The 21,895-nt window shown below is 71.5% G+C and carries 21 protein-coding genes, 1 pseudogene and 1 riboswitch; of the genes and pseudogenes, 12 read left to right on the top strand and 10 right to left on the bottom strand.

The features are described 5' to 3' along the window. Window positions 1–262: 262 nt before the first annotated feature. Together ACFWBD_RS25185 and ACFWBD_RS25180 are read right to left on the bottom strand one after the other, a co-directional pair. Complete coding sequence (locus ACFWBD_RS25185; RefSeq protein ID WP_385670853.1) at window positions 263–544, bottom strand: ferredoxin; 282 nt, start codon at window positions 542–544, stop codon at window positions 263–265. Next, window positions 541–1,998, bottom strand: a complete 1,458-nt coding sequence (locus ACFWBD_RS25180; protein WP_385670850.1) for an aldehyde dehydrogenase — start codon at window positions 1,996–1,998, stop codon at window positions 541–543. Before ACFWBD_RS25180 ends, ACFWBD_RS25185 begins: the two co-directional genes overlap by 4 nt. A 91-nt stretch (window positions 1,999–2,089) precedes the next feature. Between ACFWBD_RS25180 and ACFWBD_RS25175 the strand changes: the two genes are divergently transcribed. From ACFWBD_RS25175 to ACFWBD_RS25165, 3 genes are all read left to right on the top strand, one after another. Beyond that, the gene (locus ACFWBD_RS25175; RefSeq protein ID WP_385670847.1) at window positions 2,090–3,145 is read left to right on the top strand and encodes an MBL fold metallo-hydrolase; all 1,056 of its coding nucleotides are present in this window, start codon (window positions 2,090–2,092) and stop codon (window positions 3,143–3,145) included. A 41-nt stretch (window positions 3,146–3,186) separates the two neighbouring features. Next, window positions 3,187–3,339, top strand: coding sequence for a hypothetical protein (locus ACFWBD_RS25170; protein ID WP_385670844.1), 153 nt, complete (start codon window positions 3,187–3,189; stop codon window positions 3,337–3,339). 97 nt (window positions 3,340–3,436) lie between these two features. Continuing rightward, complete coding sequence (locus tag ACFWBD_RS25165; protein ID WP_385670841.1) at window positions 3,437–5,155, top strand: protein kinase; 1,719 nt, start codon at window positions 3,437–3,439, stop codon at window positions 5,153–5,155. A gap of 110 nt (window positions 5,156–5,265) precedes the next feature. Here ACFWBD_RS25165 and ACFWBD_RS25160 read toward each other — a convergent pair whose 3' ends face one another. The 4 genes from ACFWBD_RS25160 to ACFWBD_RS25145 all read right to left on the bottom strand — a co-directional run bounded on the left by ACFWBD_RS25160 (window position 5,266) and on the right by ACFWBD_RS25145 (window position 8,918). Beyond that, window positions 5,266–6,345, bottom strand: a complete 1,080-nt coding sequence (locus ACFWBD_RS25160) for a protein kinase family protein (protein ID WP_385671033.1) — start codon at window positions 6,343–6,345, stop codon at window positions 5,266–5,268. A gap of 326 nt (window positions 6,346–6,671) precedes the next feature. Next, window positions 6,672–7,958 (bottom strand): MFS transporter, encoded by a 1,287-nt coding sequence (locus tag ACFWBD_RS25155; protein ID WP_385670837.1) that lies wholly within the window; start codon window positions 7,956–7,958, stop codon window positions 6,672–6,674. Next, window positions 7,955–8,494, bottom strand: coding sequence for an ArsR/SmtB family transcription factor (locus ACFWBD_RS25150; RefSeq protein ID WP_385670834.1), 540 nt, complete (start codon window positions 8,492–8,494; stop codon window positions 7,955–7,957). The genes ACFWBD_RS25155 and ACFWBD_RS25150 overlap by 4 nt, the downstream gene beginning before the upstream one ends. A gap of 106 nt (window positions 8,495–8,600) precedes the next feature. Beyond that, window positions 8,601–8,918 (bottom strand): hypothetical protein, encoded by a 318-nt coding sequence (locus ACFWBD_RS25145; RefSeq protein WP_385670831.1) that lies wholly within the window; start codon window positions 8,916–8,918, stop codon window positions 8,601–8,603. Between the two features lie 193 nt (window positions 8,919–9,111). Continuing rightward, window positions 9,112–9,271: riboswitch (cobalamin riboswitch) on the top strand. An 81-nt stretch (window positions 9,272–9,352) separates the two neighbouring features. Between ACFWBD_RS25145 and ACFWBD_RS25140 the strand changes: the two genes are divergently transcribed. The 7 genes from ACFWBD_RS25140 (at window position 9,353) to ACFWBD_RS25110 (ending at window position 16,595) form a co-directional block, all read left to right on the top strand. Then, on the top strand, window positions 9,353–10,594 hold the full coding sequence (locus ACFWBD_RS25140; RefSeq protein WP_385671030.1) for a prenyltransferase/squalene oxidase repeat-containing protein: 1,242 nt from the start codon (window positions 9,353–9,355) through the stop codon (window positions 10,592–10,594). Next, window positions 10,591–11,271, top strand: coding sequence for an SCO2322 family protein (locus ACFWBD_RS25135; RefSeq protein ID WP_385670828.1), 681 nt, complete (start codon window positions 10,591–10,593; stop codon window positions 11,269–11,271). Before ACFWBD_RS25140 ends, ACFWBD_RS25135 begins: the two co-directional genes overlap by 4 nt. After that, window positions 11,264–12,409, top strand: coding sequence for a CbiQ family ECF transporter T component (locus ACFWBD_RS25130; protein WP_385670825.1), 1,146 nt, complete (start codon window positions 11,264–11,266; stop codon window positions 12,407–12,409). The genes ACFWBD_RS25135 and ACFWBD_RS25130 overlap by 8 nt, the downstream gene beginning before the upstream one ends. Continuing rightward, a complete protein-coding gene (locus ACFWBD_RS25125) occupies window positions 12,406–14,112 on the top strand; it encodes an ABC transporter ATP-binding protein (RefSeq protein ID WP_385670822.1) in 1,707 nt (568 codons plus the stop codon). The genes ACFWBD_RS25130 and ACFWBD_RS25125 overlap by 4 nt, the downstream gene beginning before the upstream one ends. Next, a complete protein-coding gene (locus ACFWBD_RS25120) occupies window positions 14,109–14,945 on the top strand; it encodes an ECF transporter S component (RefSeq protein WP_385670819.1) in 837 nt (278 codons plus the stop codon). Before ACFWBD_RS25125 ends, ACFWBD_RS25120 begins: the two co-directional genes overlap by 4 nt. 335 nt (window positions 14,946–15,280) lie before the next feature. Beyond that, a complete protein-coding gene (locus ACFWBD_RS25115; RefSeq protein ID WP_351753201.1) occupies window positions 15,281–15,697 on the top strand; it encodes a transglycosylase SLT domain-containing protein in 417 nt (138 codons plus the stop codon). Window positions 15,698–15,821: 124 nt separating this feature from the next. Then, window positions 15,822–16,595 (top strand): YoaK family protein, encoded by a 774-nt coding sequence (locus ACFWBD_RS25110; RefSeq protein ID WP_385670816.1) that lies wholly within the window; start codon window positions 15,822–15,824, stop codon window positions 16,593–16,595. On the opposite strand, the gene ACFWBD_RS25105 is transcribed toward ACFWBD_RS25110, so the two are convergent. Next, entirely contained in the window at window positions 16,596–17,132 is a 537-nt protein-coding gene (locus ACFWBD_RS25105) for a carboxymuconolactone decarboxylase family protein (protein WP_384116244.1), read from the bottom strand. Between the two features lie 218 nt (window positions 17,133–17,350). Between ACFWBD_RS25105 and sigJ the strand changes: the two genes are divergently transcribed. Next, window positions 17,351–18,316, top strand: coding sequence for an RNA polymerase sigma factor SigJ (gene sigJ, locus ACFWBD_RS25100; protein WP_385670813.1), 966 nt, complete (start codon window positions 17,351–17,353; stop codon window positions 18,314–18,316). 50 nt (window positions 18,317–18,366) lie between these two features. Here the strand turns inward: sigJ and ACFWBD_RS25095 are convergent, their stop codons facing one another. Next, on the bottom strand, window positions 18,367–19,602 hold the full coding sequence (locus tag ACFWBD_RS25095; RefSeq protein WP_385670810.1) for a cytochrome P450: 1,236 nt from the start codon (window positions 19,600–19,602) through the stop codon (window positions 18,367–18,369). A 173-nt stretch (window positions 19,603–19,775) separates the two neighbouring features. On the opposite strand from ACFWBD_RS25095, the gene ACFWBD_RS25090 reads away from it, so the two are divergent. Then, a complete protein-coding gene (locus tag ACFWBD_RS25090; RefSeq protein ID WP_385670807.1) occupies window positions 19,776–20,945 on the top strand; it encodes a steroid 3-ketoacyl-CoA thiolase in 1,170 nt (389 codons plus the stop codon). On the opposite strand, the gene ACFWBD_RS25085 is transcribed toward ACFWBD_RS25090, so the two are convergent. Next, entirely contained in the window at window positions 20,929–21,192 is a 264-nt protein-coding gene (locus ACFWBD_RS25085; protein ID WP_384116180.1) for a DUF397 domain-containing protein, read from the bottom strand. The two genes, ACFWBD_RS25090 and ACFWBD_RS25085, sit on opposite strands and share 17 nt — an antisense overlap. Continuing rightward, a pseudogene (locus ACFWBD_RS25080) lies at window positions 21,173–21,799 on the bottom strand (DUF5753 domain-containing protein); the annotation flags it as partial. The gene ACFWBD_RS25085 and the pseudogene ACFWBD_RS25080, both read right to left, overlap by 20 nt. Window positions 21,800–21,895: the final 96 nt, after the last annotated feature.

Here is a 21,895-nt window from a genome sequence, read left to right as displayed (position 1 = left end):
AACAGCACGAACAGCACCCGCGCACAGGGCACACGGGGCACACGGGGCACACGAAAGAGACCTACGAGACGACGAGGGCTTCCTTCGGATCCTGTCCCGCGACCTTCAGGTCCCTCGGTCCGTCCGTCGACGTCGGCCTCTGCGGATGCCTTCGCCTCTCGCAGAAGTCGGCTACTCCGGTCGGACCCCCTCATTCGCCTCGTAGGCCACTACCAGGATAAAACGTCCCAAAGGTGACGCAATACCCTTTCGGGAAATTTCTTCACTCCTCCGGCGGGAACACCGCCTCCCCGCTGCCCGCCAGCGTGATCATGATCGCCTCCACCGGGCAGCTCTCCGCCGCCGCCAGCACCCGCTCGCTGGCGTCCGTGTCCGGGTCGACCGGATGGGACTGGCGCGCGGTGTCGAGCCGGAAGCCGTCAGGCGCGTGGTGGATGCACTGGGCGGAGCCGATGCACAGGGACCGGTCCACCTCGACATACCACCTGTCCCCCGCCCCCACGCTCGAATCCGCTCGCGCGGGAGGCACCTCCACCCAGCTCATCCCTCCCATCCCGCCGGCAGGTGGATCATCTTGTGCTCGAGGTACTCGCCGAAGCCCTCGGGTCCGAACTCCCGCCCCAGCCCGGAGTTCTTGTAGCCGCCGAACGGTCCGAGCATGTCGAGGCTGAAGGTGTTCACCGAGTAGGTCCCGGTACGGACCTGCCGGGCGATCTCGATGCCGCGCTCGACGTCGGCCGTCCACACGCTGCCGCTGAGCCCGTAGTCGGAGTCGTTCGCGATCCTCAGCGCCTCGGACTCGTCGCCGTAGGGCAGCAGGCAGATCACCGGCCCGAAGATCTCCTCGCGGGCGATCCGCATGGAGTTGTCGACGTCGCCGAACAGGGTCGGCTCCACGTACCAGCCGCGGTCCAGGCCCGCCGGACGTCCGCCGCCCGTGAGGATCTTCGCGCCCTCCTCCTGCCCGATCCGGATGTAGTCGAGGTTCCGGCGCTGCTGCCGCTCCGCCACCAGCGGGCCGACCTGGGTCGCCGGGTCCAACGGGTCGCCGACGACCAGCGCGGCCGCCGCGGCGGCGAAGGCGTCCGCGAACTCGTCGTAGCGCGAACGCGGCAGGAGGATGCGGGTCTGCGCCACACAGGCCTGCCCGTTGTTCATGAAGGCGGCCGAGACGATCCCGGGGACGGCCGTGGCGATGTCCGCGTCCGGCAGGACGACCGCCGCCGACTTCCCGCCGAGTTCCAGGGTCACCCGCGTCAGGTTCCTGGACGCCACCTCCATAACCCGCTTGCCGGCCGCGACCGAGCCGGTGAACGACACCTTGCCGACGCCCGGATGCCCCACCAGGTACTCACTGACCTCGCGGTCCGCCGGCAGGATCGACAGCACACCCTCCGGCAGCCCGGCCTCCCGCGCGATCTCGGCCAGCAGATACGCGTCCAGCGGCGACTCCGGCGACGGCTTCAGCACCACCGTGCAGCCGGTGAGCAGCGCGGGCGCGAGCTTGGCGGCGGCGACGAACTGCGGCACGTTCCAGGGGACGACGGCCGCGACCACCCCCACGGGCTCGCGCCGCACGAGGATCTTCCCCAGCACGCCGTCGCGCCGCTCCTCGTAGGTGAAGCCGCGCGCGACGGTGATCGCCGCGTCCCACACCATCATCGCGCCGAGGGCCTGCGCGAGGACGCTCCAGGAGTACGGGGAGCCGTTCTCCGAGGAGATCACCCGGGCGATCTCCTCGTGGCGCAGCGCGATGCCGTCCTTGATGCGGGTGACGACGGCGATCCGCTCGTCGAGCGACAACCGGGGCCAGGGCCCCTCGTCGAAGGCCCGCCGCGCCGCGCCGACCGCCCGGTCCACGTCGCCCGTCGACGCGTGCGGCACCCGCCCGATGACCTCCTCGGTGTGCGGCGAGACCACCTCGATGACGTCCTTGCCCAGGGGATCGGTCAGTTCCCCGCCGATGAACAGCTGTCCGTGTTCCACGAGCTCGGCCATAACCACTGCCTTCGTCTACGTTTCTGACGGTGTTTCAGAAACTGATACCAGTTCTAGTTATAGTGGGCAATGGCCGTGTGACGGAGGGCAGATGAAGAGCAGTCAGGACGAAGCGGAACCCACCACCTACGACCATGGCGGAGGCGTCCGCTCGCTTCGGGTCCCCATCCCGGACAACCCGTTGGGCCACACCCTGGTGTACGTCGTCGACACCGACCGCGGACCCGTCCTGATCGACACGGGCTGGGACGACCCGGCGTCCTGGGAGGCGCTGACCGCCGGACTGACCGCGTGCGGCACCTCCGTCACCGAACTGGTCGGAGTCGTGATCACCCACCACCACCCCGACCACCACGGCCTGTCCGGTCAGGTGCGGGAGGCCTCCGGGGCGTGGGTGGCGATGCACGCGGCGGACACCTCGATCGTGCGGCGGACCCGCGAGACGCGTCCCGAGCGCTGGTACACGTACATGGCGGCCAAGCTCACCGCCGCCGGCGCCCCCGAGGAGCACATCGCCCCGCTCCGCACGCCTCCCGCCCGCCGCCGCCCCTTCCCCGGCCTGGCGCCCGCCCTCCCCGACCGCGAGATCGTCCCCGGCGACCACCTCGACCTGCCCGGCCGCCGGCTGCGCGCGATCTGGACCCCGGGCCACACCCCCGGCCATGTCTGCCTCCACCTGGAGGAGGACCACCCCGCTCGGCTCCCGGGCCACGGACGCCTGTTCTCAGGCGACCACCTGCTGCCGGAGATCACCCCGCACATCGGCCTGTACGAGGATCCCGACGACGCCACCGTCACCGACCCCCTCGGCGACTACCTCGACTCCCTCGAACGCGTCGGCCGGCTCGCCCCCGCCGAGATCCTCCCGGCCCATCAGTACGCCTTCACCGACGCGCCCGCCCGCGTGAGGGAGTTGCTCGTCCACCACGAGGACCGCCTCACCGGCCTCCTCGCCCTCCTCGCCACCCCGCTCACCCCCTGGCAGCTCGCGGAACGCATGGAGTGGAACCGCCCCTGGCCGCAAATCCCCTACGACTCACGGAACATCGCGGTCTCGGAAGCCGAGGCCCATCTGCGGCGACTGGTGAAACAGGGGCGCGCGGAGGCGGTCTCCGGAAGCGATCCGGTGACGTACGTGGCGGCGTAAATCGCTCGCAGCGGGCGAGGGCCCCTTGATACCAACGCCTCATGGACCCCTTGCGGCGGATGCTCGCCGAACGCGCCTGCGAGCGCCTCGTCGTGGGTCGGGCGGCGCTGTGGGAGTACTTCGGTTCACGCCCGGCGGCCTCCCACGGCGACCTCCCCCGGCGGACCAACACCCGACGTAAGCTGCTGACTTGATCGGATCGTCGGATCACGGGGCCAGGGGATCAGGGGATCAGAGGGCCATGAGATCTGGGTGATCAGGAGATCCGGGGATCACGGGGGATGAGGGCCGATGAATCATGCGACTGAGGCGTTCGAGCCACTACAGGCGGACGATCCGCCCCTGGTGGCCGGGTACCGTCTCGCCGCCCGGCTCGGCGCGGGCGGCATGGGCCGGGTCTACCTGTCGCACACGCAGGGCGGCCGGCCGCTGGCGATCAAGGTGGTGCGCCCGGAGCTGGCCGACGACCCGGCCTTCCGTCGACGGTTCCGCAGGGAGATCAAAGCCGCCCGGCGGGTCCGCGGCGCGTACACCGCCGAGCTGATCGACGCCGACGCGGACGGCGTACCCCCGTGGCTGGCCACGCTGTACGTGCCCGGGCCCTCGCTGGCGGAGGCCGTCGCCCGGCGCGGGCCGCTGCCCGTGCCCGCCGTGCTGTGGCTGATGGCGGGGGTGGCGGAGGCGCTCCAGGCGATCCACGGTGCGGGCATCGTGCACCGGGACCTGAAGCCGTCGAACGTGCTGCTGGCCGCCGACGGACCGCGCGTGATCGACTTCGGCATCTCGCTGGCCTCCGACATCACCTCGAACACCGCCACGGGCCTCGCCGTCGGCACACCGCAGTTCATGGCCCCCGAGCAGGCGACCGCGGGTGCGGTCACCGCGGCGACCGATGTGTTCGCGCTCGGCCAGACGGCGGCGTTCGCGGCCCTGGGCGAGCCGCTGTACGGGGACGGCCCCTCGGTCAGCGTGCTGTACCGGATCGTGCACTCGGAACCCGACCTGTCGCTGCTGCCCGAAGCGCTCCGTCCGCTGATCGCCCGGTGCCTCGCCGCCGATCCGGAGGAGCGGGCCACCCCGGCGGAGGTCGTCGAGTGGTGCCGGCGACGTCTGGACGGAGACGCGGACGACGGCGCCGGGCCGGCCGTCTGGCGGGAGGTCACCGGGCCGGACGTGACGGTTCCGTCTCCGGTCCCCGACCCCACCCCGGTCCACATGCCGCCGTTGCCCGCGGGGCCCTCGCACACGGCGTCGCAGCACACGATGCCCTTGCGCGCGTTGCCCCAGCCCGCGTTGCCCCAGCCGGCGACGCCTCTGTCCGCGATGCCCTTGCTCGCGCCGGTGCAGTCGCAGCTGACGCGGCCGGACGGGCGGCCGTCCCGGCGGCGGCGCACCGCGATGCTCGCGACCGCCGCCGTGACCGCGGGTGCGCTGGTGCTGACCGGCCTGGCGTGGACGGTCATGGAGGCCTCGGACCGGCTCCGCCACCGGGACACGGGCGGGGTGTCCTCGACGCCCGGGCCGGCCGGGTCCGCGCGGTCGTCGGCGTCCTCCTCGACAGCCGCGCCGGAATCGGTGGCCGGTGACCGGACACCCGACGGGGGCGGCTCCTCCTCGGCCGTCCCCAAGGCGCCGCAAGCCACCGCCTATCCCCTTCAGTGGCTGGACGCGAAGACCTCACTGGACATCAAGGAGCCGGTCCGGCGCGAGGACAGCAAGGGGGACATCCGCTTCACCTGCGAGACGACCGGCTGCGCGCTGGAGAGCGACACCAGCGTGTTCAACATGGTGTTCGGCGACCCCGGTGGCGGCCTCGAGTCGTGCCGCATCGTCCTCACCGGCGCCAAGAGCCACCGGCTTCCGCTCGCCGCGGCGGCGGCCGGCAGCGAGATCTGCGTCAAGCACCCCTCCGGGGACATCGCGCTGCTCGTGATCCAGGTGAAGTCGACCGCGCTGCCGGACAACGCCTTCGTGACCGCGGACATGACGGTCTGGCGGGCGGCCTGGTAGCGCTTCGTCAGCCGCACAGAGCGAGAACCTCGAACTGTGACGCCGCCCCGGCCCCGGCACACCACCCGTCCCGAGACGTCCTGACGACGATCTTCTGCCGAAGGCCGGCCTCAGTGGGGCGCCGCGACCGCAGTGCCCCAGGCCCGCTCGATCTCGGCGGCAGGAAATGGCGTCCGCTTGCTCTCGGTGAGGAAGCGGCGGTGGAATTCACCCAAGACCACGGCAGCTCGGGAATGCCGGTCGATGATCGCGGCGATTTCGCGCGGGACGTCACCCGGCTGGTGGCCGGCGATCCACTCGCGCAGGAACGCCTCGTGTTCCATACCGCCGCGCAGGCCATCGGGCATGTGGTGGCGGAGCAGATGGCTCACGGTGTGGCAGCGGTCATACACAAGGTGGTCGGAGAGGAACTCCGCCTCGGCCGCTGACAGTTCGAAGCTGGAGCTCAGGGCGAGTCCGAAGTCCGCGAAGTAGAGCAGCTGGCCGTCGGTCAGGACATTGGCGAAGTGGGCATCGAAGTGGACGAGTCCGCGCGAGCTCATGAAGTCACTCCCGCGCGCCAGGGCCTCCTCCACCCGTGGGTACGGCGAGCCCCCGCTGACCTCCGGCGCGGCGGTCCGGTGATCGTGCAGCCAGTCGGCGAGTGTCTGCGGGACGTGTTCCAGGAAGAGCACCAGGCTGGACGAGGAACGGCCGATGGCTTCCAGCCGCTCACGCACGGCCGATGAGCCCTCCCAGTGCACGACCGCCCCGTCGATGCCCCCGAACGCGTCGGCGAAACCCTCGGGAGGGGAGTCGGGCAGGATGCGCCAGTGGTACATCAGCGGAAAGCCCTCATACTCGTTCCCGAGGACCCAGTTGGTGGTCATGACATGCACGGCCAGCTCCCGCCAGGCACCGAACCCGGCCGAGCCCGCCCCGTACTGGTAGAACATCGGCAATCCGAAGAGGTTCGCCGTCGACCGCGCGTTCTCCGGCCGCAACTCGGCGTCCGTGAGGGGAACCCGCTTGACGAACACCCGCGTGCCTTCGATGTCCAGCTCCGCCGACCTGCCGCCGATGCCGGACCCGAGCGGGTCCGCGGCGGCAACGACCTCGCCGAGCTGACGGTCGCTCAGCAGGGACAGGTTCGTGGACACGGTCCCATAAGTGGCGAGCCGCGCGGCATACCGCGGGTCCGCATGATGCATGGACGACTCCTCGGTGCCCGGAACCAGGGCTTTGGTGATCTCACGCACGATGTCGAGCCTATCCGCCACGCCTGACGAAGGAGCAGGTACGCGAAGTCGCCTGGAACGCTGCCCGGACGCCGCCTCAGGCGATGACGCGCCCCCGGCAGAGATCTCTCACGGACGCGACCGCAAGCGCTGTCGAGGACGACGAGGCTTGACGGCGGCGCACCCCGCCGCCCGCTGGGCCGCTCGTCGCATCCTGTGGAGGCCAGGCGCCCGACGCTCCGGGCCGAGGCGAGGGACGTCGAGCTGGGCTTAACACTGGCTCAACGACCTCGCGGAGGTTAAACGGCACCCTCCTGAACCGGATCCCAGGATTCCGGGTGATCTGGATCATCGGCCGGGGCGGCGGCACGCAGCGCCGCCTCGACCCGGCGGTTGCTGGTCATGGTCGCGGTGATGGTGGTCATGGTGAGGAGGAGGCCGGCGGCGGTGTAGAGCGGGGTGCGTACGTCGAAGGTGGTGGCCAGCCAGCCGCCGAGGAAGGCGCCGAACGGGGCGGCGCACATGGCGAGCATGCGGGAGGTGGAGGTGACCCGGCCCATCAGGTGGGCGGGGACGATCGCCTGTCGGAGGGAGGGGCCGAGCACCATCGTGGCGCCCATGCCCGCTCCGCAGACGGCGAGCGCGAGGCCGGCGATGTACGGGTTCGGGGCGACGGCAAGGCCCAGGACGGCGAGTCCCTCGACCGCTGCCGTGCAGGTAAGCGCGGTGCCGGTGCCGAGTCGTCGGCCGAGGAAGGAAGCGATGCCCGCGCCGCACAGACCGCCGGTGGCCTCCGCCGTGAGAAGCAGGCCGAAGCCGAAGGCGTCGAGGCCGAGACGATCGTGCGCGAAGAGGGCGAGTACGGTCTCCACGGCGAGGAAGGCGATGTTCCCGACCGCCGGACGCAGCGCGAGCCCGAGCAGTAACTGGTCCCGGAATACGTACGAGGCGCCGGCCCGCGCCTGCCGCAGCAGCGACTCACCGGCCTGCGGTACGGGCCGGGGTGCGGCAGGCAGCGACCGTACGAGCAGTGCGGAGAGCGCGAACGAGACCGCGTCGGCGAGCAGCGGAACCGCCCGCCCGAGCGCGAGCAGGGCACTGCCCGCGGGCGGCCCCGCGAAGCCGGACGCGGCGGTCTGGGTGCCGCGCAGGCGGGAGTTGGCGCGCTCCAGGAGCGCGGGGTCGCGGCCGAGCAGATCCGGCAGATAGGCCGTGGCGGCCGTGTCGAAGAAGAGTCCGCCGAGGCCGAGCAGGAAGGCGACGGCCGCGAGCAGTGGAATGCTCAGCACGTCGAGCGCGGCCGCTGCCGCCGGTATCGCGAGCAGCACCGCACGTGCCGCGTCCGTGACCCACATCGTGCGCCGACGGTCCCAGCGGTCCACCAGCGCACCGCCGAGCACCCCGAAGAGCAGCCACGGCAGGGTTCCGGCGGCCGTGACGACGGCGAGCGCCATCGGATCCCGCGTCAACGTCAACGCGAGCAGCGGCAGCGCGGCATGCGACACCCCGTCACCGAGCGAGGACACCGTCTGCGCAGTCCACAGCCGCCCGAACCCGGTCGGCAACTTCCGCACTTCTGACGTCACTTGGCGTCCCCCTCGGCCTGCTCGCGCGGTGCCGGGTGGAACAGTGCGAAGACGAGTGACGCGTCCGGCAGCGACGGATCGGACAGCTCCCGATACTCGTCCGCCAGTGCCTCCAGCCGCGCCCCCAGCTCCGCGAACTGCTCCTCGCTGAGCCGCAGATGCGCCATCCGTACGTGCCGCTCGCCATCCACCGGCGCTGTCTCCAGGTCCGCCACCGCGTGCCGCATCAGCACATCCGGCCCTCCCTCGCCCGGATCCGGCAGCACGATCGACCGCGCGGCCATGGCGTAGTACCGCTCCGTGACCCCCCGGACCTTGCGCGTTCGTACCACCTTCACCAGGCCGGCCCGTTCGAGCAGCCGTACGTGGTAGCTGGAACTCCCCTTCGCAAGGCCCACTCGCTCGGCGATCTGCGTAATCGTCGCGGGCTCGAAGCGGAGCACGGCCATGATCCGGTGACGCACGAGGCTGGAAACGGCGCGCAGCTGCTCGTCCGTGGTGACGTGGAACGTCTCGGGAAGATCATCGGTAGGCATGCCTCCAATGGTCAACACTTCTTGACCATTGAGCAAGGGGTTTTTCCCGGCTTCCGGAATCGGCTGCCCAGCACGTGAGACCTTCGCCGGACCGTCGCGAGTCCGGTCAGGACTCCGGCGTGAGGATCACGTTGGCCGGGTGGAGGTCCGGGCGCAGCACGCGGGCGTCGGCCGAGACCCGGTCCGGCAGGGCGTGCAGCTCGCGCAGCAGCCGGGCGAGGAGGGCCCGCCTCGCCGGCGTCCAGGGTGCCCGCGCCGAAGCGTGGAGCAGCGTCGGCCCGTCCAGCCGCTCCATGACCAGGTCGGCGCGTGAGCCGGAGGGCCGTACGGCGGGTGCGGGGCAGCCGTTCCGGCGCACGTGTGTCATCACTGCCGCGAGGGCGGCCGAGTCCTCCCGCCCCTCCCGGTCGCGGCGCAGCACCACGCCTCGTCGATCTCGTACACGTCGGCCGTTCGGCCCGAGCCGAGCAGCCGGCCCGGCAGCCCGCCCGGCGCCCTCCCCGCATGCGTCATACCGGCAGCCCGCCCGGCGTCCTCCCCGCATGGGTCATGGCCAGAAGATATCGGGGGCTCCCGCCCCTCCCCGGGTGCTTTCACAGCCGCCCCTCAGGCGCCCGGCTACCTGCCGGTAGAGTGGCCGCGTCGTCATCACGCCCGTACAGGGGAAAGCCGGTGCAATTCCGGCGCTGACCCGCAACCGTGACAGCCGGATCGCCCGGTACGGACCGTGACCGGCTCACGTGCGTCGGCAGGCCCGCCGTCGCACGGCACCGTCGAGGTATACGGAGCCGAGCCGCCGGGATGTCCCGTGCTGCCCGGCTGTGTGACCTCACCGACCGGGAGAGGCACCCGCCGATCATGAACATCCGCCGCAGCGCCGCCGCTCTGGCCGCCGCCACCGTAGTGCTGGGTGCCGCCGTCCCCGCCGTCGCCGCCACTCCGTCCCCCACCCCGTCGGTGGCGATACCCGACGGGCTGTACGGGACCACCGACCCGACGTACGACGGCGTCTGGCGCCAGTCGCTGGCCCTGCTCGCACAGCGGACCACGGGCGTCACCCCCGCCGACCGGGCCGTGGCCTGGCTGACCGGGCAGCAGTGCGCGAACGGCGCCTTCGCCGCGTTCCGCGCGGACACCGCCAAGGCGTGCGACGCCAAGCTGATGGTCGACACCAACAGCACGGCGGCGGCCGTCCAGGCGCTGGCCGCGCTGGGCGGCCACCGGGCCGAGACCGAGAAGGCCGTCACCTGGCTGAAGTCGGTCCAGAACGCCGACGGCGGCTGGGGCTACACCCCCGGCGGCGCGAGCGACGCGAACTCGACCTCCGTCGTGGCGGGGGCGATGGCGGCGGCCGGGCAGCAGCCCTCGCAGGTGAAGAAGGCCGGCAAGTCGTCGGACGACGCTCTCGTCAAGCTCGCCGTCCCGTGCGACCAGGCCGGTGGCGGCGCGTTCGCGTACCAGCCGGACAAGAAGGGCGCCCTCGCGGCCAACGCGGACGCGACGGCGGCGGGCGTGCTCGGCGCCCTCGGCAAGGGGTTCGTGACGACGGCCGGCAAGACGTCGGCTGCCCCCGTCTGCGACTCCGCCGACGCGGACAGCCCGAGCGGACTCGCCCGCGACGGCGCGGCGTACCTCGCCGGAGCGGTCGTCGCCACCGGCTATCTGAAGTCTGCCCTCCCCGGCGCCGAGGACCAGCCCGACTACGGCAACACCGCCGACGCCGTCGTGGCCCTCGCCGCGCAGGGTGCGACCGAGCAGGCGAAGAAGCCCCTCGGCTGGCTCGAGCAGAACTCCGCGGCCTGGGCCGAGCAGAGCGGCCCCGCCGCCTACGCCCAGCTCATCTTCGCGGCCCACGCCACGGGCGCCGACCCCCGTCACTTCGGCGGCGCCGACCTGGTCGCCCAGCTGAACGCGAGCGGCCCGGCCCCGCAGGCCGCGACGAAGGCCACCGGGTCCGACACCGACGCCGACGCCGACGCCGACAAGAAGGACGACTCGGAATCCGGTCACGGCGTCTGGTGGATCGTCGGCGTCTTCCTCGTCGCCGGTATCGGCATCGGCTTCCTGATCAGCGGCCGTGGCAGGAAGCGGCAGCCGTGACGCGCCGGTGCGCCGCCCTCGTTCTCGCCGCGCTGCTGCTGTCCCTGACCGGCACGGTCCAGTCGGCCCAGGCCGCCGGCTACCGCTACTGGTCCTTCTGGGACCGCTCCGGCGACGGCTGGACGTACGCCACCCAGGGCCCGTCCACCGCCCGCCCCGCCGACGGCGACGTCCAGGGCTTCCGGTTCGCGGTGAGCGCGGACTCCCAGGACGCGTCGCAGCCGCGCGGCGCGGCCTCCTTCGCGGCGATCTGCGCGAAGACGCCCGCGCGGGACGACACGAAGCGGGTGGCCCTGGTCATCGATTTCGGCACGGCGGCCGACGCCCCGAGCGGTGAGACCCCGCCGTCGCCGCGCACGGCCTGCGCCCGGGTCTCCCCCGACGCGACGACGGCCGAGGCGCTCGCCTCGGTCGCCAAGCCCCTGCGCTACGACACGAACGCCCTGCTGTGCGCGATCGCGGGGTATCCGGAGACGGGCTGTGGCGAGCAGGTGTCCGGGCAGGCGCCGGGGACGGGCGAGCCGACGTCCGCCGCGCAGCCGGAAGCCGCCAAGGACGAACCGGAAGCGGACGGCGGGCCGTCCGTGGGCCTGTACGCGGGCGCGGCGGCGGTGGCGGTACTGGGCGCGGCGGCGGTCTGGCAGGCCCGGCGGCGAGGTTCCCGCAGGGATGGCTGACGGCAGCCCCCGGCGCGCCCCGCTCCACCCCGCCGCCTGGTGGCTGTGGGCCCTCGGTCTCGGCACCGCCGCGACCCGCACCACCAACCCGCTCCTGCTCGGTCTCCTCCTCACCGTCTCCGCCTACGTCGTGACCACGTGCCGTCCCGACACCCCCTGGTCCCGCTCCTATTCGGCGTTCCTCAAGCTCGCCCTCGCCGTCCTCGTCATCCGTCTCGTCTTCGTCGTCGCCCTGGGCTCCCCGATCCCGGGCACGCGGGTGCTCGTCGCGCTCCCCGAAGTCCCGCTCCCCGACTGGGCGCAGGGCATCCGGCTCGGCGGCGCGGTCACGGCCGAGGGCCTGCTCTTCGCGTTCTACGACGGTCTGAAACTGGCGGCGCTCCTCGTCTGCGTGGGTGCCGCGAACGCCCTGGCGAGCCCCTCCCGCCTCCTCAAGACGCTGCCGGGCGCCCTGTACGAGACCGGCGTGGCGGTGGTCGTGGCCCTCACCTTCGCCCCGAACCTCATCGCGGACGTCCACCGCCTGCGCGCCGCCCGCCGTCTCCGGGGCCGCCCCGACACGGGCCTGCGCGGGTTGCTGCAGGTGGGCCTGCCGGTCCTGGAGGGCGCCCTGGAGCGCTCCGTCGCCCTCGCCGCCGCGATGGACGCCCGAGGTTACGGCCGTACCGCCGACGTCCCCGCCGCCGTGCGCCGGACGACCGCCGCCCTCACGCTCGGCGGTCTGCTCGGCGTCTGCGCGGGAACGTACGGCCTGCTCACCGCGGTGGGCGGCGCCTACGGCCTCCCGGTGCTGTTCGCCGGAGTCGTCGCGGCCCTCGCCGGGCTGCGGCTGGGCGGCCGGCGCTCACCGCGCACCCGCTACCGACCGGACCGCTGGACCCCGCGGGCGTGCCTGACCGCCGCCTCCGGTGTCGCGGTCGCGGCCCTCCTCACCGTCGCCGCGTCCGCCGACCCGGCCGCGCTGCACCCCGGGGTGGTCCCGCTGACCGCTCCCGCCCTCCCGCTCTGGCCGGCGGCGGCCGTACTCCTCGGCCTGCTCCCCGCCTTCCTCGCCCCCGAAGGCCCTCTGACAGATCCAGCAGACCCAGCAGCCCGAGCAGACCCAGCAGCCCCAGCAGCCACCGAGGAGCCGTCGTGATCCGCTTCGAGAACGTCTCCGTGACGTACGACGGCGCCACCGAACCCACCATCCAGGACGTCGACTTCACCGTCCCCGAGGGCGAACTCGTGCTTCTGGCGGGCCCGTCGGGCGTGGGCAAGTCGACGCTGCTCGGCACGGTGTCCGGCCTCGTGCCGCACTTCACCGGCGGCACCCTGCGCGGCCGGGTCACGGTCGCCGGCCGCGACACCCGTACCCACAAGCCGCGCGAACTCGCCGACGTCGTGGGGACGGTGGGGCAGGACCCGCTCTCGCACTTCGTGACGGACACCGTCGAGGAGGAACTCGCCTACGGCATGGAGTCGTTGGGCCTCGCGCCGGAGGTGATGCGCCGCCGCGTCGAGGAGACCCTCGACCTGCTCGGCCTGGCCGCCCTGCGCGACCGGCCCATCGCCACCCTCTCCGGCGGCCAGCAGCAGCGGGTCGCGATCGGCTCGGTCCTCACCCCGCACCCGCGCGTCCTCGTCCTGGACGAGCCGACCTCCGCGCTCGACCCGGCGGCCGCCGAGGAGGTCCTCGCCGTCCTCCTCCGCCTCGTCCACGACCTCGGTACGACGGTACTGCTGGCGGAGCACCGCCTGGAGCGCGTCCTCCAGTACGCCGACCAGGTCGCCCTGCTGCCCTCGCCGGGCGCGGCCCCGCTGCTCGGCGCCCCGGCGGACGTCATGGCCGTGTCCCCGGTGTTCCCGCCGGTGGTGAGCCTGGGCCGACTGGCGGGCTGGTCCCCACTGCCCCTGACCGTGCGTGACGCCCGACGACGCGCCGGTGCCCTACGGGAACGCCTGGCAGGACGGCAGGCCACCCGGGAGGCGGCCATGCGGGAGACTCCCCGGGAGGTGGGCACACCCGTGGCGCCCCCCGCCCGCCGCCGCTTCCGCCGTCCTCCGCCCGTGCCGTCCGCCTCCGCGGCCCCCGCCGAGGCCCGCTCCCTCTCCGTGCGCCGGGCCCGCGTCCAGGCGCTGCGCGAGGTGGACCTCACCGTCCTGCCCGGCGAGACCATCGCCCTCATGGGCCGCAACGGCGCCGGGAAGTCGACCCTGCTCAACACCTTCGTCGGCCTCGTCGAGCCGTCGGCGGGAACGGTCCACGTGGGCGGTCTCGTGCCGCACCGCACCCCGCCCCGGGACCTGGTCCGCCGCGCCGGTCTGGTCCCGCAGGAACCGCGCGACCTGCTGTACGCCGACACGGTCGCCGCCGAGTGCGCGGCCGCCGACCGGGACGCGGGGGCCGCCCCCGGCACCTGCCGGGACCTGGTCTCGGAGCTCCTCCCCGGCATCACGGACGACACCCACCCCCGCGACCTCTCCGAGGGCCAGCGCCTCACCCTCGCGCTGGCGGTCGTCCTCACCGCCCGCCCGCCTCTCCTCCTCCTGGACGAGCCGACCCGGGGCCTGGACTACGCGGCGAAGGCGCGCCTGGTCGCCGTCCTGCGCGGGCTCGCCGCCGGCGGGCACGCGATCGTCCTGGCCACCCACGATGTGGAACTGGCCGCGGAACTGGCCCACCGGGTGGTGCTGCTCGCGGAGGGCGAGGTGATCGCCGACGGCCCGACGGCGGAGGTGGTGGTCTCCTCCCCCTCCTTCGCCCCGCAGGTGACGAAGATCCTGGCCCCGCAGGAGTGGCTCACGGTCACGCAGGTGCGCGAGGCACTGCGAAAAGAACCGGGGGAGGACCCGCGATGACGATGTCCAGGCGGCGTCCGGTACACCTGGGCCCCCGGTCGCTCGCCGCGTTGGCGCTGGTCAGCGCGGTGGGGGTGATCGCGTTCGGCTGGCCTTTCCTCGCCCCGCCGACCTCCGCGCTGAACGCGCACGCCCAGGACGCCCCCTGGCTGTTCGCGGGCCTGCTGGTGCTGCTGGTCGCGGTCGTGGCGGCGACGATCTCCGAGTCGGGGCTCGGTGCGAAGGCGGTGGCGATGCTGGGCGTCCTGGCGGCGACGGGCGCGGCCCTGCGTCCGATCGGCGCGGGGACGGCGGGCATCGAGCCGATGTTCTTCCTGATGGTGCTGAGCGGCCGGGTCCTCGGCCCGGGCTTCGGCTTCGTCCTCGGCTCGGTCACGATGTTCGCGTCCGCGCTGCTGACGGGCGGGGTGGGCCCGTGGATGCCGTTCCAGATGCTGGCGATGGGCTGGTTCACGATGGGTGCGGGCCTGCTGCCGGACGGCGACCGGCTCCGTGGCCGTGCCGAACCGGCCCTGCTCGCGGCCTACGGCTTCGTGGCCGCCTTCGCGTACGGCACGGCGATGAACATGGCCGGGTGGCCCTTCATGGGCGCGCTGGCCTCGGGCGTCTCCTTCGACCCGGACGCCGCGGTGCCGGCGAACCTGGCCCGCTTCGCCGCGTACTGCGTGGCGACCTCACTGGGCTGGGACCTGGGCCGGGCGGTGGTCACGGTCCTGTTGACCCTCACCCTCGGCCCGGCGGTGCTGAAGGCGCTACGCAGAGCCACCCGCCGCGCGGCCTTCGAGACCGCGGTCACATTCGAGGCCCCGCGGAAGGCTCCGGAACGCCGTTGATCGGTGAACCACCCCACATGACTCACATCACCTACTACCCGACCTAGTCGGACAAAGCGGACGCCATGCCCATGCCATAACGGCCTCTGACCTGCACATTGAGAGCCAGCTCACACGGGATGCCAACCCCCCGAATACGACCACAACTAGCAAAAGGGGTCTTTGCGGACGGCGCTCGATCCTGCTTCTCTGGATGACGTCGCAGGGTGCCGACGAGCCCACGGGCCTCGGCACCACGGCATGCAGCCACCCACCGCAACCACACGGTGCGGCCACGCACCGCGTGACTCCGGCATGCAAGCGACCGCCATCGTCCCCGAAGAAAAAGGTTCTCCGTGTCCGTCTCCGTCATCCGTCGCATCGCTTCCCCGAAGAAGGCCCTCACCGGCATCGCCGTGGCCGCCGCCACCGCGGGGATGGCGCTGTCCGCCGCCCCCGCCCACGCCGCGACGACGTCCTCCGCCTCCCAGGCCCAGGCGATCGCGCACAAGATGATCCCGGACGCGGCTCAGTACAAGGCCTTCTCCAACATCGTGAAGCACGAGAGCGGCTGGAACGTCAGCGCCACCAACGCCTCCTCCGGCGCCTACGGCCTCGTCCAGGCCCTGCCCGCCTCCAAGATGGCCTCGGCCGGTTCCGACTGGAAGAGCAACGCCAAGACCCAGATCAAGTGGGGTCTGGACTACATGAACTCCCGCTACGGCAGCCCCGTCGCCGCCTGGAACTTCTGGCAGGCCAACGGCTGGTACTGAGCCACGCCACCGCGCTGAACAAGCGCCCCCGTACCGTCGAAGGCGGCGGCCCCCGATCCCCGGGGCCGTCGCCTTCGGCGTTCATTTTCGGCGTTTCCTCACCTTGCCGTGCTCCACTGAGCGGATGACCGGCACCGAGCCCCCGATCGAGCCCTCAGAGCCTCCAAAGCCATCAGGTCCCGAGCCCTCGGAGCCCTCGGATCCCTCGAAGCCCCCAGAGCCCTCACGGGACCCGGAAGCACGCGGCGGCGTCCGCCTGGTCCCCGCTCTCCTGGCCCTGACCGCCATCAGCGGCCTGGTCGACGCGGTCACCTTTCTCGGGCTGGGGCACGTCTTCACCGCCAACATGACCGGCAACGTCGTCGTCCTCGGCTTCGCCGCCGCCGGCGCCCCGGGTTTCTCGGTCCCCCACACGGCGACCTCGCTCGTCTGCTTCCTGGTGGGCGCGGCGACCGGCGGCCGGGTCGTGCGGCGGGTGGGCGAGGGCTCACGCCGCACCCCGGCCCGTGTGGTGCTGGCCGCCGAGGCGCTCCTCCTGGGCGTCTCCGCGGCCGTGGCGTCCGCCACCTCGGACGACGCCCCGGCCACGGTCTACACGATCATCACCCTGACCGCCTTCGCGATGGGCCTGCGCAACGCGACGGTCCGCAAACTGGCGGTGCGCGACCTCACCACGACCACCGTCGTGACGATGACCCTGACCGGCCTGGCCTCCGACTCCCGCGCGGGCGGCGGCACGGGCCGCCGCTCGCCACGGCGTACGGCGGCCGTGGCCGCGATGTTCTCGGGCGCGGTGCTGGGCGCCGTGCTGGTGCTCCACAACGACCTGGCTATCCCGCTGCTGCTGGCCGCGACGACCTCGGCGGTCCTGGCCCTGACGGTCTCCGGCAAGGAATGATCACCGATCCCCGCGGTGTCCCTTGCTGTAGTTCTTCCCGAAGGGCCGGCCGGGGATCGGCTTGGCGATGAGAGCCACCGGCACGAACAGGGAGAAGTGACCGATCGCCATGGTGAGCATCCAGAGCGCCTCGTCGTCGTAGAACGTGGACGCCCTGGCGAACAACTCGTCGGAGACGCGTTCCCCGTACGGGTTCGGGGTGAGGACGGCCTCCACCAGCTCCAGTGCGATCCGTTCGGCGTCGGTGAAGTAGGGGGCGCCCTGCCAGGTCGCCACGGCGGTGATGCGCTTCTCGCTCTCCCCCGCCTTACGGAGTTGGTCGGTCAACGCGACGGCGTGGTACGTGCTGCCGACGATCTGGGCGGCGCGGAACAGCATCAGGTTGATGGTGGTCTTCGGAACCGGCCCGTTCCAGACGGCGTTGCGCACGGCTCCGGAGAGTTTCGACAGCTCGGGGAAGAGGTGGGTGAGGTCGGGCAGCCGCGACTGGATGCCGTCCTGCTCCGTCGTCGCGTCGGTCACGGTCGCGTCGGTCACGGCCGGGGTCGTGTCGGGCGTCGTCGTGTCAGGCGTCGTCGTGTCGGGCGTCGTAGACGTGGACATGGCGAGGTCGTCCTTCCTTCGTCCTGATCGATGTCTCACCGGTCCGACAACGCAGGCGCTCGGAATGTGAGGCGGGGTGTCGACGTCACGTTCGGGGGCGCCGGGTTGTCTAAGTGGTGAGGACAGACACGACCGAGGGAGCCGGCGACACCATGACCACCCCACCCGAACGGGAAGACGGCGGATCCGACAGCCGACCCGACAGCCGACCCGACGGCCGATCCGAACCGGGCCTGAGCGCGATCATGAGCGAGCGGCGACAGCTGATCAACCTCGCCTACCGGCTCCTCGGCTCCCTCGCCGAAGCCGAGGACGCCGTGCAGGAGACCTACGTCCGCTGGTACACCCTGTCCCCACAGCAGCAGCAGGCCATCGAATCCCCCGGCGCCTGGCTGACCAGGGTCGCCGGCCGCATCTGCCTCAACCTGCTCAACTCGGCACGGGCCCGTCGGGAGAACTACGTCGGCGACTGGATCCCCGAACCCTTACCCGAACCCACGGAGTGGTCGGGCGGCCGGGCGGGCGGCACGACCGTCGACCCGGCCGACCGCGTCACCCTCGACGAGTCGATCGACATGGCCTTCCTCGTCGTCCTCGAATCGATGACCCCGGCCGAGCGCGTCGCGTTCATCCTGCACGACGTCTTCCGCTACCCGTTCGCCGAGGTCGCCGACATCGTCGGCCGCACACCGGCGGCCTGCCGTCAGCTGGCCTCCTCGGCCCGCCGGCGCATCCGCACCGCGCGGTCGCCCGCGCCTCCGACCGGCCGGCAGGCCGTCATCGTCAGGAACTTCAAACAGGCCTGGGCGGCCAAGGACATCGACGCCCTCATCGGCCTCCTCGACCCGGATGTCGTGGCGACCGGCGACGGCGGCGGCCTCGCCACCACCGTGCGCCGCCCGTTCGAGGACGCCGAGCAACTCGCGCGCGGCCTCGTCGATCTCACCGCGAGACTGGCCGACCTGACGATCCTGGAGCGGACCGTCAACGGCCGGCCCGGCCTGGTCGCCCGGCAGGACGGGGTCATCGTGACCGTGTACGCGTTCGACATCGCCGGCGACCGGATCACGCACATCTGGGCCGTACGCAACCCCAAGAAGCTCCGGCCGTGGAGATGAACCGCAGCGTCAGAACCGATGCAGGCGCAACTCGCCTTCCCCGACGGCCGTCACCCCGCGCTGACCCGAAGCTCCTTCACTCCGTTGATCCAGGCGGACCGCAGCCGCCGGGGATCGCTCACGAGCCTCAGATCGGGCAGGGCATCGGCGATGGCGTTGAAGATGAGGTTGATCTCCAGCACGGCGAGTGACTTGCCGAGGCAGAAGTGGGGCCCGCCGCCGCCGAAGCCGAGGTGCGGATTCGGATCCCGGGTGACGTCGAACTCGTCGGGCCGCTCGAACACCTCGGGGTCACGGTTGGCGGAGGAGTAGAAGAGCCCGACCCGGTCGCCCTTCCTGATCAGCTTCCCGCCGAGTTCGGTGTCCTGGGTGGCGGTCCGCTGGAAGGCGTTGACGGGCGTGGCCCAGCGCACGATCTCCTCGGCGGCGGTGTCGGGCCGCTCCCGCTTGTACAGCTCCCACTGCTCGGGATGGGTGAGGAAGGCGTGCATGCCGTGGGTGGTGGCGTTCCGGGTGGTCTCGTTCCCGGCCACGGCCAGCATCAGCACGAAGAACCCGAACTCGTCGGAGTTGAGGTTGCCCTCGTTCTCGGCGGCCACGAGCGTGGAGACGATGTCGTGAGCGGGGCACTGCTTCCGCTCGGCGGCCATGTTCATGGCGTACGCGAGGATCTCGGCGGCGGACTGATGCCCCACCTCCGCCGTGATGGCGAACTCGGGATCGTCGTACCCGATCATCTTGTTGGACCAGTCGAAGATCTTGGAGCGGTCGTCCTGGGGTACGCCGATCAGCTCGGCGATGGCCTGGAGGGGCAGCTCCGAGGCGATGGACGTGACGAAGTCGAAGGAGCCGTCCTGCGCGCGGGCACGGTCGACGATCGCCGTGGCCCGGTTGCGCAGCCGCTCCTCCAACGCCCGGATGGCCCGGGGCGTGAACCCGCGCTGCACGATCTGCCGCACCCGCGTGTGCTCGGGCGGGTCCATGTTCAACAGGATGAGCCGCTGAGCGTCGATCGAATCCCGTTCGATGTGCTCGTTGAACCGGATGATCGCGGTGTTGAGGTAGGAGGAGAAGATCTCGGGGTGGGTCGAGACGTACCGGACGTCGGCGTGCCGGGTCACCGCCCAGTAGCCGTCGTCCTGGAAACCGGCCACATTGCCCGTCTGAGGGATCCAGCGGACCGGTTCGGCGAGCCGCAACTCGGCGAACTCCGGCAGCGGCACATGGTGTTGCAGCAGGTCGGGATCGGTGAAGTCGAACCCTTCGGGAAGCGCTGGACAGGGCATCGGCGGCTCCAGCCATCTGACGATGCGATCTGACGGTTCATCAGAAATAGATGCCGTGAAGGTAGTTCAGGACCCTCGAGCCTGCAAGACCCTTGCGGTGACGCACATCACGTAAGCAGACTGCACACAGCGAAGAACTAGAACACGTACTAGTTCCGAAGGGATCCGCACCCATGGCCGCCGAACCCGTGATCGTGGAAGCAGTCCGCACCCCCATCGGCAAGCGCGGCGGCGCGCTCGCCAACCTGCACCCCGCCTACCTCCTGGGCGAGACGTACCGCGAACTACTCGGCCGCACCGGCATCCCCGCCGACGCGGTCGAGCAAATAGTCGGCGGCACGGTGACCCACGCCGGCGAACAGTCCATGAACCCGGCACGGACAGCATGGCTGACGATGGGCCTCCCGTACGAGACCGCCGCAACGACGGTCGACTGCCAGTGCGGCTCCTCGCAGCAGGCGAGCCACATGGCGGCGAACATGATCGCGGCGGGCGTGATCGACGTGGGCATCAGCTGCGGAGTGGAAGCGATGTCCCGCGTCCCCCTCGGCTCGGGCTCGAAGCACGGCCCCGGGAAACCGTTCCCGGAGGAGTGGAACGTGGACCTCCCGAACCAGTTCGAGGCGGCGGAACGCATCGCGCGTCACCGGGGGCTGAGCCGGGCGGAGGTCGACGCGCTCGGCCTGCTCTCCCAGGAACGAGCCGCGGCGGCCTGGTCGGAGGAACGCTTCAAACGCGAGACCTTCGCCGTCCAGGTCCCGACGACGGAGGAGGAACAGGCCGCGGGCCAGGGCATGTGGCGCCTGGTCGACCGCGACGAGGGCCTGCGCGACACCTCCCTCGACGCCCTGTCCCGCCTGAAGCCGGTCATGCCGACGGCGATCCACACGGCCGGCAACTCGTCCCAGATCAGCGACGGCGCGGCGGCGATCATGTGGGCGTCCAAACGGATGGCCCGCGCCCTGAAGTTGAAGCCGAGGGCGAGGATCGTCGCCCAAGCCCTGGTGGGCGCGAACCCGCACTTCCACCTCGACGGCCCCATCGACGCGACCCGAGCCGTCCTCGGCAAGGCGGGCATGTCCCTGAAGGACATCGACCTCGTCGAGATCAACGAGGCTTTCGCGTCGGTGGTGTTGAGCTGGGCGCAGATCTTCGACGCAGACCTGACGAAGGTCAACGTCAACGGCGGAGCCATCGCCCTCGGCCACCCGGTCGGCGCGACAGGCGCCCGCCTCATCACGACGGCCCTGCACGAACTGGAGCGCACGGACAAGGAGTTCGCCCTGATCACCATGTGCGCGGGCGGCGCACTGGCAACGGGGACGATCATTCAGCGCCTGTAGCGCCACCACCGGTCCAGGCAAGGAACGTCGAGAACGCGGCGGGCTCGATGGTGAGAATCGGGCCCGCCGGGGTCTTGGAGTCACGGATGGCGATGGTGGCGGGGTTCTCAGCGATCTCGACGCAGTTGCCACCCTGGTCGCTGCTGTACGACGACTTACGCCAGGCCAGGGGTCCGATCGGTGCACACTCAACGCACTCGCCGCCCTGGTCGCCGCTGTAGCTGGACTTACGCCAGTTGTTCTCCATAGCGTTCCTCCATCACTCGCCGGATCAGCTCCGCCGAATCCTTCAGGGAGTGTGCGGCAGCTTGAAGATGATCGTAACGGAGCGAGCAGTTCTTGACGGTGTCCGGGCTGGCGGTGGGATGCGCGCTGCCGTAACCCTCCATGTAGACGATGGCCGGGTCGCTCGCAAAGCGGTAGACGTCGAACGAGCCGGTCATTCCCGCGTGAGCCCCGGCCGAGAACGGCAACACCTGAATGTTGATCAAGGGATTGTTCTGGAAGGACAACAGGTGAGCCAGTTGCTCTCGCATCGCCGCGGGACCACCGATCTCCTGGTACAGAGCAGCCTCGCTGAGCACGACCCAGAGCAGCGGCGGCTCGCCCTTCTCGAAAATCCGCTGACGGGCCAGTCGGACGGCGGTGCGGTCGTCGAGACCTGCCCGATCAATGGCTCCGAGCACTGCCCGCGCGTACGCCCTGGTCTGTAGCAGCCCAGGCACCATGCCCATCTCGAAGGAGTAGATCTCGGAGGCCCGCGCCTGCAACTCAGCCACCTGCTGGAACCAGGAGGGAAGTTGGGAACGGAGCACTAGCTCCATCAACCGCGAGAACAGGCCCCCGGTACCCAGTCTTCAGTTCAAGAGGTCGTTGCAACACCCCGTTCGTAGGGAGTTGCAGTGGACTTCGAGATCCGGGAGGACCGGAGGCCGCAGGGCCCCCGGAAG

Origin of the sequence: Streptomyces sp. NPDC060002, from assembly GCF_042737245.1 — a bacterium.
Lineage (GTDB): Bacteria > Actinomycetota > Actinomycetes > Streptomycetales > Streptomycetaceae > Streptomyces.
The sequence above is the reverse complement of the archived record's forward strand: the minus strand, read 5'-3'. Positions and strand labels throughout refer to the sequence as shown.

Coding starts and splice junctions, on each gene's coding strand:
- ACFWBD_RS25140 (WP_385671030.1), top strand. CDS start 9,353: ATGAACATCCGCCGCAGCGCCGCCGCTCTGGCCGCCGCCACCGTAGTG.
- ACFWBD_RS25185 (WP_385670853.1), bottom strand. CDS start 544: ATGAGCTGGGTGGAGGTGCCTCCCGCGCGAGCGGATTCGAGCGTGGGG.
- ACFWBD_RS25130 (WP_385670825.1), top strand. CDS start 11,264: ATGGCTGACGGCAGCCCCCGGCGCGCCCCGCTCCACCCCGCCGCCTGG.
- ACFWBD_RS25175 (WP_385670847.1), top strand. CDS start 2,090: ATGAAGAGCAGTCAGGACGAAGCGGAACCCACCACCTACGACCATGGC.
- ACFWBD_RS25120 (WP_385670819.1), top strand. CDS start 14,109: ATGACGATGTCCAGGCGGCGTCCGGTACACCTGGGCCCCCGGTCGCTC.
- sigJ (WP_385670813.1), top strand. CDS start 17,351: ATGACCACCCCACCCGAACGGGAAGACGGCGGATCCGACAGCCGACCC.
- ACFWBD_RS25110 (WP_385670816.1), top strand. CDS start 15,822: ATGACCGGCACCGAGCCCCCGATCGAGCCCTCAGAGCCTCCAAAGCCA.
- ACFWBD_RS25165 (WP_385670841.1), top strand. CDS start 3,437: ATGAATCATGCGACTGAGGCGTTCGAGCCACTACAGGCGGACGATCCG.
- ACFWBD_RS25095 (WP_385670810.1), bottom strand. CDS start 19,602: ATGCCCTGTCCAGCGCTTCCCGAAGGGTTCGACTTCACCGATCCCGAC.
- ACFWBD_RS25085 (WP_384116180.1), bottom strand. CDS start 21,192: ATGGAGAACAACTGGCGTAAGTCCAGCTACAGCGGCGACCAGGGCGGC.
- ACFWBD_RS25170 (WP_385670844.1), top strand. CDS start 3,187: ATGGACCCCTTGCGGCGGATGCTCGCCGAACGCGCCTGCGAGCGCCTC.
- ACFWBD_RS25090 (WP_385670807.1), top strand. CDS start 19,776: ATGGCCGCCGAACCCGTGATCGTGGAAGCAGTCCGCACCCCCATCGGC.
- ACFWBD_RS25160 (WP_385671033.1), bottom strand. CDS start 6,345: ATGCATCATGCGGACCCGCGGTATGCCGCGCGGCTCGCCACTTATGGG.
- ACFWBD_RS25180 (WP_385670850.1), bottom strand. CDS start 1,998: ATGGCCGAGCTCGTGGAACACGGACAGCTGTTCATCGGCGGGGAACTG.
- ACFWBD_RS25150 (WP_385670834.1), bottom strand. CDS start 8,494: ATGCCTACCGATGATCTTCCCGAGACGTTCCACGTCACCACGGACGAG.